Source organism: Mucilaginibacter panaciglaebae (assembly GCF_039539265.1).
Taxonomy (GTDB): domain Bacteria; phylum Bacteroidota; class Bacteroidia; order Sphingobacteriales; family Sphingobacteriaceae; genus Mucilaginibacter; species Mucilaginibacter panaciglaebae.
Genome location: NZ_BAABCV010000002.1, coordinates 235521 through 250873 on the forward strand (window position 1 = coordinate 235521; position 15353 = coordinate 250873).

The 15353-nt window shown below is 43.2% G+C and carries 19 protein-coding genes; 9 read left to right on the plus strand and 10 right to left on the minus strand.

Annotation, left to right across the window (positions count from 1 at the left end; all coding sequences use genetic code 11):
• Window positions 1–16: 16 nt before the first annotated feature.
• Window positions 17–1627, minus strand: a complete 1611-nt coding sequence (gene pyrG, locus ABD772_RS03315) for a CTP synthase (RefSeq protein WP_345101012.1) — start codon at window positions 1625–1627, stop codon at window positions 17–19.
• 199 nt (window positions 1628–1826) lie between these two features.
• Between pyrG and ABD772_RS03320 the strand changes: the two genes are divergently transcribed.
• Window positions 1827–2399: a hypothetical protein gene (locus ABD772_RS03320; RefSeq protein WP_345101013.1), complete on the plus strand. Its 573-nt coding sequence runs from the start codon at window positions 1827–1829 to the stop codon at window positions 2397–2399.
• Window positions 2400–2617: 218 nt separating this feature from the next.
• Here the strand turns inward: ABD772_RS03320 and kdsB are convergent, their stop codons facing one another.
• The 3 genes from kdsB to trpS all read right to left on the minus strand — a co-directional run bounded on the left by kdsB (window position 2618) and on the right by trpS (window position 5146).
• Window positions 2618–3346 carry a 3-deoxy-manno-octulosonate cytidylyltransferase gene (kdsB, locus tag ABD772_RS03325; RefSeq protein ID WP_345101014.1) on the minus strand — a complete coding sequence of 243 codons (729 nt, stop codon included), beginning with the start codon at window positions 3344–3346 and terminating at the stop codon, window positions 2618–2620.
• 52 nt (window positions 3347–3398) lie between these two features.
• Window positions 3399–4013 carry a deoxynucleoside kinase gene (locus ABD772_RS03330; protein ID WP_345101015.1) on the minus strand — a complete coding sequence of 205 codons (615 nt, stop codon included), beginning with the start codon at window positions 4011–4013 and terminating at the stop codon, window positions 3399–3401.
• A 137-nt stretch (window positions 4014–4150) separates the two neighbouring features.
• On the minus strand, window positions 4151–5146 hold the full coding sequence (gene trpS / locus ABD772_RS03335) for a tryptophan--tRNA ligase (RefSeq protein WP_345101016.1): 996 nt from the start codon (window positions 5144–5146) through the stop codon (window positions 4151–4153).
• A 50-nt stretch (window positions 5147–5196) separates the two neighbouring features.
• Here trpS and ABD772_RS03340 point away from each other — a divergent pair, with 50 nt between their 5' ends.
• The 3 genes from ABD772_RS03340 to ABD772_RS03350 all read left to right on the plus strand — a co-directional run bounded on the left by ABD772_RS03340 (window position 5197) and on the right by ABD772_RS03350 (window position 7056).
• On the plus strand, window positions 5197–5913 hold the full coding sequence (locus tag ABD772_RS03340) for a lysophospholipid acyltransferase family protein (protein WP_345101017.1): 717 nt from the start codon (window positions 5197–5199) through the stop codon (window positions 5911–5913).
• A gap of 1 nt (window position 5914) precedes the next feature.
• Window positions 5915–6202 (plus strand): Asp-tRNA(Asn)/Glu-tRNA(Gln) amidotransferase subunit GatC, encoded by a 288-nt coding sequence (gene gatC, locus ABD772_RS03345; RefSeq protein WP_345101018.1) that lies wholly within the window; start codon window positions 5915–5917, stop codon window positions 6200–6202.
• A gap of 134 nt (window positions 6203–6336) precedes the next feature.
• Complete coding sequence (locus ABD772_RS03350) at window positions 6337–7056, plus strand: ABC transporter ATP-binding protein (RefSeq protein ID WP_345101019.1); 720 nt, start codon at window positions 6337–6339, stop codon at window positions 7054–7056.
• A 180-nt stretch (window positions 7057–7236) separates the two neighbouring features.
• Here the strand turns inward: ABD772_RS03350 and ABD772_RS03355 are convergent, their stop codons facing one another.
• The gene (locus tag ABD772_RS03355; RefSeq protein WP_345101020.1) at window positions 7237–7866 is read right to left on the minus strand and encodes a hypothetical protein; all 630 of its coding nucleotides are present in this window, start codon (window positions 7864–7866) and stop codon (window positions 7237–7239) included.
• A gap of 141 nt (window positions 7867–8007) precedes the next feature.
• Complete coding sequence (locus ABD772_RS03360) at window positions 8008–8985, minus strand: chitinase (protein WP_345101021.1); 978 nt, start codon at window positions 8983–8985, stop codon at window positions 8008–8010.
• Between the two features lie 121 nt (window positions 8986–9106).
• Between ABD772_RS03360 and ABD772_RS03365 the strand changes: the two genes are divergently transcribed.
• From ABD772_RS03365 to ABD772_RS03375, 3 genes are all read left to right on the plus strand, one after another.
• Window positions 9107–9664, plus strand: coding sequence for a cob(I)yrinic acid a,c-diamide adenosyltransferase (locus ABD772_RS03365; protein WP_345101022.1), 558 nt, complete (start codon window positions 9107–9109; stop codon window positions 9662–9664).
• Window positions 9665–9752: 88 nt separating this feature from the next.
• Window positions 9753–9974, plus strand: coding sequence for a DUF2795 domain-containing protein (locus tag ABD772_RS03370; protein ID WP_002996718.1), 222 nt, complete (start codon window positions 9753–9755; stop codon window positions 9972–9974).
• A 123-nt stretch (window positions 9975–10097) separates the two neighbouring features.
• Window positions 10098–10244 (plus strand): lmo0937 family membrane protein, encoded by a 147-nt coding sequence (locus ABD772_RS03375; protein ID WP_345101023.1) that lies wholly within the window; start codon window positions 10098–10100, stop codon window positions 10242–10244.
• A 129-nt stretch (window positions 10245–10373) separates the two neighbouring features.
• On the opposite strand, the gene dprA is transcribed toward ABD772_RS03375, so the two are convergent.
• Window positions 10374–11468 carry a DNA-processing protein DprA gene (dprA, locus tag ABD772_RS03380; RefSeq protein ID WP_345101024.1) on the minus strand — a complete coding sequence of 365 codons (1095 nt, stop codon included), beginning with the start codon at window positions 11466–11468 and terminating at the stop codon, window positions 10374–10376.
• A gap of 373 nt (window positions 11469–11841) precedes the next feature.
• Between dprA and ABD772_RS03385 the strand changes: the two genes are divergently transcribed.
• Both ABD772_RS03385 and ABD772_RS03390 read left to right on the plus strand, forming a co-directional pair.
• Complete coding sequence (locus tag ABD772_RS03385; RefSeq protein WP_345101025.1) at window positions 11842–12336, plus strand: energy transducer TonB; 495 nt, start codon at window positions 11842–11844, stop codon at window positions 12334–12336.
• A 111-nt stretch (window positions 12337–12447) separates the two neighbouring features.
• Window positions 12448–12792 carry a hypothetical protein gene (locus ABD772_RS03390; protein WP_345101026.1) on the plus strand — a complete coding sequence of 115 codons (345 nt, stop codon included), beginning with the start codon at window positions 12448–12450 and terminating at the stop codon, window positions 12790–12792.
• A gap of 58 nt (window positions 12793–12850) precedes the next feature.
• Here the strand turns inward: ABD772_RS03390 and rsmG are convergent, their stop codons facing one another.
• The 3 genes from rsmG to ABD772_RS03405 are packed head-to-tail and all read right to left on the minus strand — an operon-like array spanning window position 12851 to window position 15181.
• Window positions 12851–13477, minus strand: coding sequence for a 16S rRNA (guanine(527)-N(7))-methyltransferase RsmG (rsmG, locus tag ABD772_RS03395; protein ID WP_345101027.1), 627 nt, complete (start codon window positions 13475–13477; stop codon window positions 12851–12853).
• Entirely contained in the window at window positions 13467–14072 is a 606-nt protein-coding gene (locus ABD772_RS03400) for an RNA polymerase sigma factor (RefSeq protein ID WP_345101028.1), read from the minus strand. Before ABD772_RS03400 ends, rsmG begins: the two co-directional genes overlap by 11 nt.
• Window positions 14063–15181, minus strand: coding sequence for a glycosyltransferase (locus ABD772_RS03405; RefSeq protein WP_345101029.1), 1119 nt, complete (start codon window positions 15179–15181; stop codon window positions 14063–14065). Before ABD772_RS03405 ends, ABD772_RS03400 begins: the two co-directional genes overlap by 10 nt.
• Window positions 15182–15353 lie beyond the last annotated feature (172 nt).

Sequence of the window (15353 nt, forward strand, 5' to 3'; positions counted from 1 at the left end):
TTTCGTACTCAATTACTTACTTCTTACGCGCATAGGCCATTGAAGCGGCGACAAAGTTAATAAAAAGTGGGTGCGGATTAGCAACTGTTGATTTTAATTCGGGATGAAACTGTGCACCCACAAAAAACGGGTGATTTTTAAGTTCGACGATCTCAACCAGATTACTCTCGGGGTTAATACCCGACGGAATCATGCCGGCAGCTTCATATTTCTTAAGGTATTCATTATTAAACTCATAGCGATGACGGTGACGCTCTGTAATATGCTGATGACCGTAAATGGCAAATGCCTTGGTCCCTTTCTTTAAATCGCAGGGATATGAGCCCAAACGCATGGTACCACCTTTATTTATCACTTTTTTCTGTTCCTCCATCATGGCAATCACCGGATTTGATGTGTCCGGATTCATCTCCGTACTGCTGGCGTCTTTTAATCCCAACACGTTGCGGCCAAACTCAACTACCGCACATTGCATACCTAAACAGATACCAAAAAACGGGATATTGTTCTCACGCACATAACGGATAGCCTCTATCTTACCTTCAAAACCCCGCTCGCCAAAACCCGGTGCTACCAGTACACCGTGTAAGCCCTGCAATTTATCGATCGCATTATCTGGAGTTAGAGTCTCTGACGGGATATATGTTACACGCACCTTGCACTCGTTTTTAGCGCCGGCGTGTATAAACGATTCAATGATTGATTTATAGGCATCAGGCAATTCAACATATTTACCCACCAGGCCTATTTTAACTTCGGATGTCGGGTTTTTTAAGCGCCCCAGGAAATCTTTCCAGTTTTCCAGATCAGGCTCTACTTTATGCGCAAGCTTTAACTTGGTCAATACCGTTTTATCCAGTTGCTCTTTCAACATCAGCAACGGTACATCGTAAATGGTCGAAGCATCAACCGATTCAATAACCGCGTTAATGTTTACGTTACAAAACAAGGCTATCTTTTTACGGATATCCATATTGAGGTGATGCTCTGTACGGCAAACCAGGATATCAGGCTGTATACCATACTCCAGCAACATTTTAACCGAGTGCTGGGTAGGTTTGGTTTTCAGCTCGCCCGCCGCAGCCAGGAAAGGTATCAGTGTTAAGTGGATAACCAGCGAGTTACCTGAGCCTATCTCCCATCTGAACTGGCGCACCGCCTCGATATAAGGCAGCGACTCGATATCGCCCACGGTGCCACCTAATTCGGTGATCACGATGTCGTACTTGCCGTCCTCGCCCAGTATGCGGATATTGCGCTTGATCTCGTCGGTAATATGCGGAACTACCTGTACGGTTTTCCCCAGGAAAGCCCCCTCACGCTCTTTATTGATGACATTTTGATAAATACGACCGGTAGTGATGTTATTTGCCTGCGATGTCGGCGTATTTAAAAAGCGCTCGTAGTGGCCTAAATCAAGGTCGGTTTCGGCGCCGTCCTCGGTAACATAGCACTCGCCATGCTCGTAGGGGTTTAATGTTCCCGGATCGATATTGATATAAGGGTCGAACTTTTGAATGGTTACGCTGTAGCCGCGCGCCTGTAAAAGTTTTGCCAGTGAAGCTGAGATAATGCCTTTTCCTAACGAAGAGGTAACACCGCCCGTAACAAATATGTATTTAGTCATCTGAATTTTGATTTTGGCGCCGGTTTTAGGCCTGCACCATTTGTTTGTGTACGGGATACAAAAGTAAGAACTTTTTTGGGGTTTGACGGATGAAATTATAATTATTGAAAAGGCCTTGAGTAATAACCAGTAACAATATTTTATTTAAACAAAACGAGAAATTATTGCTTTTTACATAACTAATAAGAAATGAACCTGCATGAAAAAAACACTGCTACTGCTTACTTTTTTGTTAATAGCCCAAACAAATTTTGCCCGCGTGTCCAATCGCGACGCTTATGCACGATACCTGTACTCGCTCAATATGATGTCAAAACTATTTTCAAAACTTTATGACAATGCCGATATAATTGCCCGCCGGCCCGATCGTATCGGCATGAAAACATTTGCAGTTAATTTTAACAAAAAGGTGGGCGTGCTTATCATCAACCAAAACAACCTGATCAACCTGATAAACCACGGTGGGTTTAAAGACCATCACTTCCCTAACACCTACCGCATCATGCAGCAAAACCTGGTGGATATGAAAAATATACTGCTAAATAATCGTCCGCAGATAGACAACCTCAGGTTGCCCGATTTTAACAGCGCCGAAATTTATAATGTACTCGATTTCAGGATCTATGAAAATGATGAACTATTGCGCCAGGCAGCACAAAACATACGACATAAAGCTTTTAGGCATAAGGTAATTGATAACCTGACGCAAGGCGTTATTTTACTTAATGAGTGTCGCAGTAAGGTGGCGGCTTTGTATAGTAAGATAAAATAATGACGACTGCGCGCCGTGATCCAAATCAGACTTATAAGTCATTTTTAGTGATCCAAAGTGATCCACCAATTCAGGATTAAAAATACAATTTATTCATTATCAATAGTTTGAAAAGCAAGAGTGATCCAAATGATCCAAATTGATACACACTCGCAAAATGGATCATCTGCTGTTATGAGGTATCAGTTTTACGGTCGGTTTGGGTTGATTCTCTTTTATCAGAATTTCAGATTCAATAAATCCTCCGGCGTATCTACCGCATAAGTTTCCAGCTCGGTCTCGGCCACTTTTATGCGATAGCCATTTTCAATCCAACGCAATTGCTCTAAAGCTTCGGCTTTCTCCAGGCCAGAAATCGGCAATCGGGTGATCTCCTGCAAGACATCGGCCCGGTAGCCATAGATACCAATATGTTTAAAGTAAGGGTAAAACTCCAGCCAGTTCTGCGGCTCCTCGTTGCGGATATGCGGTATGGCCGACCGCGAGAAATAAGCCGCCTCGCTCTGTTTGGTGACAATTACTTTCGGTGTGTTGGGGTTATGCAATTCCTGCTCGTCTTTTATGCGTTTTACCAGCGTGGCTATCTGTACATCTGGCGAGTTAAAACAGGTAGCCAGCTTAGCGATCTGCTCCGGGTCGATATAAGGTTCATCCCCCTGAATATTGATCACCACATGATGTTGCGGATGCGCAGCGGCAACCTCGGCGCAACGGTCGGTACCGCTTTGGTGGTCAGATCTGGTCATTACAGCTACGCCGCCAAAATCAGTTACATGCTTATATATCCGGTCATCATCTGTAGCTACGATAACTTCTGTTAAATGATCGCATTTCTTAGCCTGCTCGTAAACCCGCTGTATCATGGTTTTGCCCCCAATATCAACCAAAGGTTTACCGGGAAAACGTGATGATGCGTAACGCGCTGGAATGATACCGAGAATGTTCATATTATAAAAATATTGTCATTGCGAGCGTAGCGCGGCAATGACAAATAAGGAATTAAAACAACCCGTTTATCTCCCGTTCAACCATCTGGATAATAGTACCCAGGTCCTCCGGATTATTGGCAAAGTCAAGGTTATCCTTATCTAATACCAATAGTTTACCCAATTTATAGTTATTGATCCACTTGTCGTATTTCTCGTTCAGTTTTGAAAGATAATCTATGCGGATACCTATCTCATACTCACGGCCGCGGCGCTGGATATTATTTACCAGCGTAGGCACTGACGCTTTTAGGTAAACCAGCAGATCGGGCGGTTTGATGTATTCGGTAATGTTATTAAAAATGGACTCATAGTTTTCGTAATCGCGGGTAGTCATGAGGCCCATATCGTGCAGGTTTTCTGCAAATATGTACGCGTCTTCATAAATAGTACGATCCTGTAAGATATTCCTGCCGCTCTTCTGTATCTCAATGATCTGGCGGTAACGGCTATTCAGAAAATAGATCTGCAGGTTAAAGCTCCAGCGTTTCATGTCGCTGTAAAAATCTTCCAGGTACGGATTATTATCTACAGCTTCATATAACGGCTCCCAGCCATAATTTTTGGCCAGCAACTCTGTAAGCGTAGTTTTACCGGCCCCGATATTTCCAACAATTGCTATATGCATATTGGCTAAAGATATAATTTGAATGTTAAAATTCAAACACCCCTCTAAATCTCCCCAAAAGAAGGGTTTTTAAGAAGTGTTGATTTGTAAGCTGCGCCAGTTAAGCCCTCTCCCGGAGGAGGATTCAGGAGGGCTCCTCAAAAATCCCTGAACCCAATGATTTCCCTCACCTCTTTGATAGTTTTTGAGGCGCTTTCGCGGGCTTTTTCGGCACCCTGGCTGGCCACCTTGCGTAAGTAGTCTGCATTAGCAGCTATGTCATTGATACGTTCGCGAATTGGCGCTGTAGCATTGACCATATCCTCGGCAAGTTGTTTTTTTAGGTCGCCGTAGCGTATCTGCATAGTGTTATACAGATTATCAAAGTGCGCTATAGTGTCCGGCGTTGAAACCACTTTCATCAGGTCAAAAAGGTTTTGTATCTCTTCGGGCTTTTGTTGATTCTCAACTGTCGGGCCGCTATCAGTAACAGCACGCATCACTTTTTTGCGGATAGCCTCAGGTGTATCACTTAAAAATATAGCATTGCCCTCACCTTCCGATTTTCCCATTTTACCCTTACCGTCAAGCCCCGGAATCTTCACCAGATTATTGCTAAAGTTAAAGGCATATGGTTCGGGAAAGTATTCGTGCTTATACAAACGATTAAAGCGGTTACCAAACGTACGAGCCATTTCCAAATGTTGCTCCTGGTCTTTACCTACAGGCACTTTAGTAGCGCGATGGATCAAGATATCAGCTGCCATTAACACCGGGTAAGTTAACAAGCCGGCATTTACATTATCAGGATGCGCGCGTACTTTATCTTTAAATGAGGTACTGCGCTCCAACTCGCCCAGGTAGGCGTTCATGTTTAAATAAAGATATAACTCGGCAACTTCAGGCACGTCCGACTGTACATAAATTGTAGCTTTATCCGGGTCGATACCCGCAGCCAGATACTCTATCAATACGCTTTTTACGTTACTGTGCAGGTTATCGGGCGTCGGGTGTGTAGTAAGCGAATGCAGATCGGCAATGAAAAAGTAGCAATTATATTCATGCTGCATTTTCACAAAATTCTGTATGGCACCATAGTAATTACCCAAGTGTAAATTTCCGGTTGATCTTATTCCGCTGACAACAGTTTCCATAGCGGCGAAAGTAAGTATTTTTTATATTTTTGAGGGCGATGAAAATAATATTGAGAAAAGTACACTGCTATTTGTACATAACATCAGTAGCTTTAACCTATGCAGTGGCTTTTCCGTTTTTATACCTTTTGTCGCGTAACAAGCGTAATTACAAACACATGAACGCCATACGTCGTACATGGGGTTTGGTAAGCTCACTACTGGTGGGTGTTTTTTACAGTTTTGAATATGAAGCGCCTATCGACTGGAACCGGACTTACATCATCTGCCCAAACCATACCTCAAACCTGGATATTACGGCTATGACTATTTTGGTTCGTAACAATCAACATAGCTTTATGGGCAAGGAAGAACTGCTGAATAACTTTATTACCCGCCTGTTCTTCAAGACGGTAGACATACCGGTGAATCGCAAAAGTAAGATGTCATCATACCGCGCCTTTAAAAAAGCATCGGAAGCATTGGCCGAAGGTACTTCGGTAATTATATTTCCCGAGGGGCGTATCCCTCATCAATACCCACCCCAACTGCATGAGTTTAAAAACGGACCATTTCGTATGGCAATTGAACTAAAAATACCGATCATCCCGGTGTCGTCGCCCGATACCTGGCAAGTTTTATGGGATACCGGTCTTAAGTATGGCAGTAAACCGGGAATTTGCCATATATTTGTCCATAAGCCGGTAGAGACAGCCGGTTTAACTGATGATGATGCCGATGAGCTACGCGACCGCGTGCACGCCATCATCCAAAATAAATTAGTATAACATGAATATTGACAGCGAAACCGTAGATAAGATAGCTCACCTTGCCCGCCTTGAACTTTCGGCAACCGAAAAACAGGAAATGATTGGCGATATGAACAAGATCCTTGATTTTATGGCGAAGCTTAACGAAATAGATACCGCCGGCGTTGAGCCGCTGGTATACCTTTCAGACGAGGTCAATGTTTTTCGCGACGATGTAGTTAAACAAGAGATTACCGTTGAAGAAGGCCTTAAAAACGCACCAAAGCATGACGACAAATACTTTTTGGTAGCAAAAGTGATTGGGTAGGTTAGTCGGAATGTCCGAAAAGATAATTTGCAGCTTCGCCTTACTCACTACAGACTTTCGGACTTTCTGACTAACCAACTTCCTGACTAATACTGTAACAATATCCCCCTGTAATTGTCAAAGAACAAAAACGCATGGAGCCACTAATAACCCTTAAAGATATCGGACGCAAATATGTAATAGGTGCCGAAGTAATTCACGCACTTAAGTCGGTATCGCTTACTATAAATAAGGGCGAATTTGTAGCATTGATGGGCCCCTCAGGATCAGGCAAGTCAACCCTGATGAATATACTGGGCTGCCTGGATACTCCAAGCAAGGGAGAGTACATCCTGAATGGCATCAACGTCAGCCACATGACCGACAACGAGTTGGCCGAAGTGCGCAACTCTGAGATTGGCTTTGTTTTCCAGACATTTAACCTCCTACCCCGAAACACCGCTTTAGATAATGTAGCACTGCCGCTTATTTATGCCGGTATCAATAAAGATGACCGAAAGGCGCGAGCAAAAAAGGCCTTGGAAAACGTTGGCCTTGGCAATCGTACCGACCACCGCCCTAATGAGCTGTCGGGCGGACAGCGACAGCGTGTCGCCGTGGCCCGTGCGCTAATTAATAACCCATCCATTATCCTGGCTGATGAGCCTACGGGTAACCTGGATACCAAAACATCTATCGAGATCATGAGCCTGATGGAAGACATTCATGCCAAAGGCAACACTATTATTCTGGTGACACACGAAGAAGATATTGCTATGCATGCCCACCGCATAGTGCGCATGCGCGACGGATTGATTGAGCGCGATTATATCAATACCAACGTGCAGATAGTTGATAGAAGCGGGATTGTGTAGTAATCTTTCTGCGCAATGCCGATTGAAAGGCGATGAGCAATATGAATGACATCCTTTTCATGATCAGGGGTTTACAACCACCAATTTATGAAAGTTGTAGTGCTAAAGCACGAAGCATCCGCCGATCTGTATAATCGCTTTGCCAGCATAGCGCGCAGATCCTTCGATGACAAAAATTGGTTACTCCATCCCACCCCAGCAAGCCTCAGCCATACGCTCGACGAACTCGGCAATATGTAATGACTTTTCGGGAATAATGGGATCGTAGTTACCGATAAGCAGCGTATGGTCGACAATTTCGATTAGGAAATCGTTATCGCGGATGTCCATTACTGCGTTGCGGAAATCGCGGGTCATGCCTGCTGTGGCCTTTAAATAATCGTTAACCACCACATAAAACGTATTGCTGAACGGTTTATCCTCGTCAAAATCGAGTTCATGAGGATGTATAAGCTCTAATATTTTATCAGTCAATGTCTCACGGCGGATAACCACCCCGCCAAAATTATGCTTTAAATAAGTCAAACCCCAAACCTGTGCTTCCTGGTGCTGCGCTACCTGTTTATCACTTAACTTATATTGTACCTGAACAAACAGAATGTAAGAGTCGCCGCAATCGCGCTTGATGACGTAAGAGCCGCGCAGATTAACGTCCGAGCAGTTTCTGAAAGCCTTAAATTGAGGCAAATCAAAATCAATGTGCCCGGTAGGCAGGATGTTAAATTCCTCGCGAAGTTTTTGGTAGGTTTCATTAAAGCGGTTGATATCGTCCTGGCTAAGCCCTTCGGTTTCAAAAGCGTAGTTTTCCATAGAATTGGCTGGTGTTTGTGCTAATGTAGAAAATCTTTTCTATATCCAATTGTCATTGCAAGGAGGAGTGACAAAGCCATCGCGAATAGCTTCGGACACTTTCACCGCGATTGCCACGCTATGCTCGCAATAAAAAATTTATTAATAATGCTGCATTTTCGCACAAGAGCAAACGCAATTAGGATCGCTAATACCAAGCTTGGTTAAAAAATGCTGGTAAAAACCAATACGGTCGGTCATACCGGGATTATTCTCGCCTAACCCACATTCTAAAGCGCCATTAATAATATTAATTACCATTCCAAAACCCGGAGCGCGGCCTGCAGCTTTGTCGGCAGCATTGGGCTGCCACTTGCCTATCATTACGTCATGTGCCGATGGCTTACGTGTTTGCGGTGTCATCCAGAAATAGATAGCGACTTTAAACGCCACAACCGGGTCTTGCGTAATCAGATCTGGATTATTCAGTAATATTTTATGATCGCCAAAAATACAATCGGACGCATAACCGTAATTGCCGTTATAGCTTAATTGCATCGGTCCGCGGCCGTAATATTTCTTACCCTTTGCGGGCGGATATTCATCGCTTTCACCAAAATAATTCAGGGTGGTGTCGGCTTCGTGGGTAAGCATTAATCCGTCGGTGTAGCTGCCATTCATGCCATGACGGGTTTCGTGTGCAACGTTAGCAAAAAAAGCTGCAAGCTCTTTTTTGTTGGTAAGCAGATCGCGTTCGGTGCAGAAATTGCCATAGTCTATGATATAGGTACTATCCGGCTTTGATTTGGCCCAGGCTTCGTTCCAGTCAACATCCCGGCGTATCCTGGTAGTTGTACCGGTTGATTTATCGGTTCGGATAAACTGATACACCGAAACTGCCCTGCGGGTAATCTTCATTTTTATCCTACCCAATTCGTCAATAGCTTTGACAAAAGCGGCGTAGCTATAAAATTTATCGCGCTGCGGAAACAACTCATTGAACTGCTTTTCTGTAACTAAGTTAAATGCAGACGAAGCATTGGTTACGGGTGCTGTTGTATTACCGCAACTTACACTGAACAATACCACGGCAAAAGCCGCTAGCAATATGAATTTAGATGACAGGATGATATGTTTCACAGCGTAAAGATTTGGTATTGATTAATTATTGTAAATATAAAGGCAAGTTTAAAGCAAGCATAATTTAATACGTATTTATTAGCATGTTTAAATCAATATTTATAAATTGCCTGAACACCTCATGAAGATATATACCAAAACAGGCGACAAAGGTTTTACATCATTAATAGGCGGTACACGAGTGCCTAAGCATCACTTGCGCATTGAAAGTTATGGCACCATTGATGAATTGAACAGCTATATTGGTTTGCTATGCGACCAGGATATTGCTGCTCACGACAAAGATTTCCTGAAGGAGATACAAGACAGACTGTTTACCATAGGGGCGTTGCTGGCCTCTGATCCTGAAAAGTCTAAAATGACAATACCCGACCTGTATATTGCAGATATTGAGGCACTGGAAAATGAGATCGACCAGATCAACACCCTGCTGCCCGAACTTAAACATTTTATTTTACCGGGCGGAAGCACTGCCATATCTTATTGCCACATAGGCCGCTGCGTATGCCGCCGCGCCGAGCGGTTGGCGGTGCACCTGGCCGAAGAAAGTGAAGTTGAAGCCAAGGTGATCATTTATCTAAACCGGCTGAGTGATTACTTGTTTACGTTGGCCCGTAAACTGTCAAATGACAACAAAATACCTGAGAACCAATGGATACCACGTATTAAAAAAAATTAAAAAAATATATTGATAATCAAACTAAAAATATTATACTTTTGCCAAAATTGACAGTTTTTAAAAATTAACTAAATCATCGAATAAGAATATGTACTGGACACTTGAATTAGCATCTCACCTGGAGGATGCACCCTGGCCTGCCACAAAAGACGAATTAATTGATTATGCTATACGCTCTGGCGCCCCTGTTGAAGTAATTGAAAACTTGCAAGCATTAGAAGACGATGGTGAGCCTTATGAGAATATTGAAGAAATATGGCCTGATTACCCTACAAAGGATGACTTCTTTTTTAACGAAGACGAATATTAATCGTCTATAAAACTATATAAAAACCCCGCGCCTAACATAATTGGCACGGGGTTTTTAGTTTTGGAATAGTTTTAGATATAAGCCCTCTAATTACTTAATTACTCACAATAAAAACATAATAAAATGAGAGGCTTATTATACATTATCGCAGTGATCCTGATTATAGGATGGGCATTAGGATTCTTTTACTATTCCGCCGGCGGCATTATCCACGTATTACTGGTGATAGCTGTTATAGCTTTACTTTTAGGTATTATCAGAAGAGCCTGACACTGCTCCTAATCCTCCCCGGGGGAGGATTAGGAATGATATTTTTGAAAGATCTTTCTTCAGGACGATCTCTAATTTTATAAAGCCATATTCGAAGCCCCCCTCCCGGAGAGGGTTTGGAGAAGATCTTTAGCATTTATACATCTTCCCCGGCAATGACTTGATAAATCCCTGCATTTCCATATTCAATAAATTCATCGCCAATTGGCTCATGGGCATATTGGTTTTGATGGTAAGGTCATCTATTGCCATTGGGGCGTTGTTTTGTTGCAGGATGTAAAAGATATTCCGTTCATCGTCCGACAGATCTAATGGAAGCAGAAATTGTTCTACAGGTTTCGCATCTTCAGCTCTCTCCCAACCCATGCTGTAAGCCAGGTCGGCCACGCAAGTGAGTAAACTGGCCTTATTATTCCGGATCAAAAAGTTGCAGCCTTCTGAATAGGTATCATTTAATCTGCCCGGAAAAGCAAACACATCGCGGTTATAAGAATTGGCAATTTCGGCCGTGATCAGTGCGCCGCCTTTAATACTCGCCTCCACAACAACGGTAGCATCGGCCATACCGGCCACGATGCGGTTGCGCGCCGGGAAGTTTGCCGGGCCGGCGGGCACGCCCGATGGATACTCGGTTAACAAGCCGCCTTTTTCCAGCATTTTGTCGGCCGTATGTTTATTGGCCGCCGGGTACATCTTGTCTAAACCATGTCCTAAAACGCCTATCGTGCTCATGTTATGTTTCAGGCACTCTTTATGGGCGATGACATCGATGCCATGCGCAAGTCCACTTACTATTAATATATCATATTGCTGCAACTCAGCTACCAGTTCCTGGCAAAGCTCTCTGCCGTAATCTGTAGCGTTGCGGGTGCCAACTATGCTTACAATTTTTCGTGTATTTAAATCGGCGTTTCCCTTACTATATAATAAGATGGGCGCGTCGAAACAATTCTTTAGTCTCTTTGGATAACGCGGGTCTGTATAAAATAAAACGTCGATGTCGTTCTTCTTAACAAATTCCAACTCGGTCGCGGCTTTTTTCAGAGCTTCGTCAAAGTTCAGTTCACGTACGGTCTTCTCGCCGACGCCAGGAACGGTTAACAGTTTATTGGCCGATGCGTTGAATACAGCTTCGGCGCTCCCCAGATGGCTTACCATCACCTTGCCCAATGTAGCGCCGATGTTTTTCAGAAAAGTTATTGCGACCTGGTGTAGTTGTGACATGGTATTAGTGTAAAGGTGCAAAATAAGAGAAGATGGAGGGATGTGCAAATAATTGTGGAAACAGATGTTGTGTTAGCTATTGATTGATTAGTCGTGATCTACATATCGTTAAGGGTGACGTTATACACTATGAGGGCGTTCCCTTTGCCCGCGCTATACGCTCATACTCACAGGCCTAGCCACATTACCCGGTATCCGCTATTATCGCTAAGCGGGCAACATACCATTTATAGAATAATCTCCCCTTTTTATCCTCAAACCAAGCACTTTCAAAAAAAAACTATAAAAATAGTTTGCAGCTGATTCCAGGCTTGATGTCCCCGCCAATACCGACTGGGCCATCAAAAAATGGGGTAATAAAGCTAAAAATGGTGTGAAAATTTTCAGCGGCCATAGTATAGTCACCAAAAAACTGGTTCAAAACACCATTGCACAACCAGATTCTACAAACCTGCAGTTATATGAACAATTTGGTAAAGATTTGGGAGACCATATTAAGTATCCCGCTATAACTCGCGAAAGGAACATCACCGGGAGGGTAATTGCTATTTTTTCAGTTGATGATAATGGAAATCTTCAATATCTGAAAATTGTCAGAAGTATTTCTAATAGCCTAAGCGAAGAAGTATTCAGCGTAATAAAACAGAGCGCCGTTATTAAGAAAATGCCCGGGAACTGGGTAGTTCCGGTATTTTTCACACTTGGCTACGAAGATGGCAGCTTATCAGCTATTTCAATTTCGCTGCCTGCAAGTGAAACTGAGCCAAAGACATTCGAATATAATCCAAACAATATACCCTCACCAAATGGTTTGAAAATATTAAACGAAGTTGTTATCCGTGGCTACGTAAAACTAAAGAAGAACTAAATACCTACCGCTCATCACAATTATTAATGCCGGGCAAACCTCCGGCATTTTTTTCAAACTAAAGTCGGCCTTGTGGTGTTATTTTTAAGTGATCAATATAAACCAATTACCATGCAGACCGACAAAAAAAGATCAATAAAAAAGTCTGCAGCAAAAGTATTGCTGGCCGGCGCATTAAGTTTTGGCGTTGTGGGCTTTGGCAGCGCAGCACTTGCGCAGGCGCCTCCGCCGCCTCAGGCTCCGCCCCCACCCGGCGAGTTGCTGCAGAAGCTGAATCCATTTAAAAAGAAATCAATAACAACCCATAGGAAAGGTAGAAAGGATAAAAAAGACGAGGGGATAATATCGACTGATAACCCACAGACACCACCGCCACCACCAAACCCTATTGACCTGATCAAGAAAAAGAAAATGCCGCCTCCGCCGCCACCTGTAGGAAGTACTAAAGAATTATAATTATTAAAGAAGCAAATTACGCTTTTGCCCCGTAGAGAGGCGATGCATTGCATCTCTGCTATCCCTTTACGTAAATAACCTGTTTAGTATCGAAAAATTCTTCGCTGTAATAATCCTTCAGATAATATTGGGCCACCTCCAGACCTGATTCCCTGATCTCATCGGTGAGGTCGCCGCCTTTCAGGTAAAGTATGCCGTTAGGTAGCTTATTTTTTGAATGTTTACTAAATTTTCCGCTAATCCAGGGATAAAATTCGCCCAGACGGGTTACCGCGCGCGATACAATGAAATCAAACTTTTCATTGACCTGCTCGGCGCGCGAGTGTGCGGCACGAACATTTTGAAGGCCCAAAGCTTTAGCCACTTCCTGCACTACTTTTATCTTTTTACCAATAGAATCTACCAGGTAAAATTTAGTTTCCGGAAATAATATAGCCAGCGGGATGCCTGGAAAACCGCCCCCCGTGCCCACATCAAGCACACTCTCGCCTGGCAAAAAAGGCATTACTTTGGCAATCCCTAACGAGTGCAGCACATGCCGCTCAAACAATTGGTCAATATCCTTGCGGGATATTACATTGATCTGGTTGTTCCAAAACTCATACAGGGCGGGCAATTGTTCAAACTGCTGTTTCTGCTTTTCGCTAAGATTGGGGAAATAAGTAAAAAGCTGCTCAGATGTCATCCCTGTCTAAACGGTTTATGATATTGCCAAGCAGGTATCTGGCTCTGAATAATTGCGCCTTAACGGTACCCAAAGGCAGGTCAAGTTGCTGGGCTATTTCTTCGTATGATAACTCATCAAAATAACGCAGCGTGATCAGCTTGCGGTAACGTGGCGGTAAACTTTGTATCAGCAGCTTTAACTCCTCTGTTTGCTGTTTTTTGATGGATGACTCTTCTGGGTTCAGCGTGTCGGCTTTTATCTGTAATGGTATTTCCTCGCCATCTTCGTCGGTCATGCCGTGTATTGAGGTGGTGTGCAGCTTTTTTTTGCGGATAAAATCGATACAGTTATTGGTTGCCACCCTAAACAGCCAGGTGCTGAAAGCAAACTCAGGCTGGTATTTATCAAGTTTTTCAAAGGCCTTGGCAAAGGTTTCAACGGTAAGGTCCATAGCGTCCTCTTTGTTGTTCACCATTTTCAAAACCATGAAATAAATAGAGTCTTTATAACGCTGCATTAGGTCGGCATATGCCTTCTGACTTCCCTCCCGGGCCTTTACCACCAGGTGAAAATCGTTCTTCGCGTTCTCGGTAAAATTGGAATTTATTTCCATTGAGTAGTTTTTACAAAGGTGCCCACCAGCCCAAAGAAACTGATATAAATGTAATAAACAAAATCAAGAATTGGCAGATACCAGATCTGCGACATGGCATTTAACTTTTTAAACGTCTTGCGGTAAATCAGTATTTGTATTATCCACCTAAACACAAACAAACCCAATGCCAGTATTGGCTCAAAGTAATATACTAAGCAACAAATAAACAACGCATAAAATAAAAGTCCGCTTAAAGCATCCAGACTCAGCATACGGCGGTGACCGGCTTTGTATAGTTTACCTACCCCCATGTGCCTTTTTTTCTGTCTGAATAGCGAACCAAAACTTGATTTGGCATCGGTATACATAAAAGTATCAGGATGTATCTCTATAGTTGTATTGGTAGATGTAGCATTTTGATTCACAAACAAGTCATCATCGCCCGATAGTACATGCATATGCGCTGCAAAACCTTTATTAGCAAAAAATAAGGTTTTAGTATAAGCCAGGTTACGGCCAATACCCATGTAAGCGCCGCCGTTCAAAGCTGCAGACAGGTAATTAATGGCAGTTTTCAGTGTTTCAAAACGAATAATAGCATTTAAAAAACCGCCGGTTTTATAGTAGGGCGAATAACCTAAAACTATCTGCGTATCGCCTGTAAAGCGGGCCGCCATACGGGCAACCCAGTGCTGAGAAGCCGGTTTACAATCGGCATCGGTAAACAGCAAATGCTCGTTTTTAGCAGCCTTTATCCCCAGTGTCAGCGCGAATTTCTTACCGGTTTTAAAGCGGTCGTGCTCGGTTATAGTTACTATTTTTAGCTGCGGATATTGAATTTTCAAAGCCTTAAGCACGTCTTCCGAGTCGTCATACGAGCAATCATTAACCACTACCACCTCAAAATCGGGATAGTCTTGCTGTAAAATATAAGGCAGATTTTCGGCAAGGTTTTTCGACTCATTACGGGCGCTAATAACCACCGATATAGGTATTGTAACCTCGGGCAGCTCATTTGTAACCTTATAGGCCGAAAGCGATTTATAGTTACTAATGAGATAATAAAGCTGGACTATAAATACCAGCAGAAAAACAACGAATAATGTAAGCCGAATATATGTTTCCAATACTTGTTAAATATCCCGCTAAGATAGCGTTTTCAGACAAAGGCTGAAAACGGTGATTGGCAATTAGTTTATTGGTTCACGGTTCATTAGTTCATTTAGTTAACGGGTGGTATCTTTTTAAGGAACGCGTGCCGAGCATCATGCTGAGGCGCTCGAAGCATCAGGGCAAAAG

Bases quoted from the DNA above. Each gene is read 5' to 3' on its own strand.
- trpS (WP_345101016.1), bottom strand. From the start codon at position 5,146: ATGGAAACTGTTGTCAGCGGAATAAGATCAACCGGAAATTTACACTTG.
- ABD772_RS03400 (WP_345101028.1), bottom strand. From the start codon at position 14,072: ATGGAAATAAATTCCAATTTTACCGAGAACGCGAAGAACGATTTTCAC.
- ABD772_RS03370 (WP_002996718.1), top strand. From the start codon at position 9,753: ATGTACTGGACACTTGAATTAGCATCTCACCTGGAGGATGCACCCTGG.
- ABD772_RS03350 (WP_345101019.1), top strand. From the start codon at position 6,337: ATGGAGCCACTAATAACCCTTAAAGATATCGGACGCAAATATGTAATA.
- ABD772_RS03320 (WP_345101013.1), top strand. From the start codon at position 1,827: ATGAAAAAAACACTGCTACTGCTTACTTTTTTGTTAATAGCCCAAACA.
- ABD772_RS03355 (WP_345101020.1), bottom strand. From the start codon at position 7,866: ATGGAAAACTACGCTTTTGAAACCGAAGGGCTTAGCCAGGACGATATC.
- dprA (WP_345101024.1), bottom strand. From the start codon at position 11,468: ATGTCACAACTACACCAGGTCGCAATAACTTTTCTGAAAAACATCGGC.
- pyrG (WP_345101012.1), bottom strand. From the start codon at position 1,627: ATGACTAAATACATATTTGTTACGGGCGGTGTTACCTCTTCGTTAGGA.
- kdsB (WP_345101014.1), bottom strand. From the start codon at position 3,346: ATGAACATTCTCGGTATCATTCCAGCGCGTTACGCATCATCACGTTTT.
- ABD772_RS03390 (WP_345101026.1), top strand. From the start codon at position 12,448: ATGCAGACCGACAAAAAAAGATCAATAAAAAAGTCTGCAGCAAAAGTA.
- ABD772_RS03375 (WP_345101023.1), top strand. From the start codon at position 10,098: ATGAGAGGCTTATTATACATTATCGCAGTGATCCTGATTATAGGATGG.
- ABD772_RS03365 (WP_345101022.1), top strand. From the start codon at position 9,107: ATGAAGATATATACCAAAACAGGCGACAAAGGTTTTACATCATTAATA.
- ABD772_RS03330 (WP_345101015.1), bottom strand. From the start codon at position 4,013: ATGCATATAGCAATTGTTGGAAATATCGGGGCCGGTAAAACTACGCTT.
- rsmG (WP_345101027.1), bottom strand. From the start codon at position 13,477: ATGACATCTGAGCAGCTTTTTACTTATTTCCCCAATCTTAGCGAAAAG.
- gatC (WP_345101018.1), top strand. From the start codon at position 5,915: ATGAATATTGACAGCGAAACCGTAGATAAGATAGCTCACCTTGCCCGC.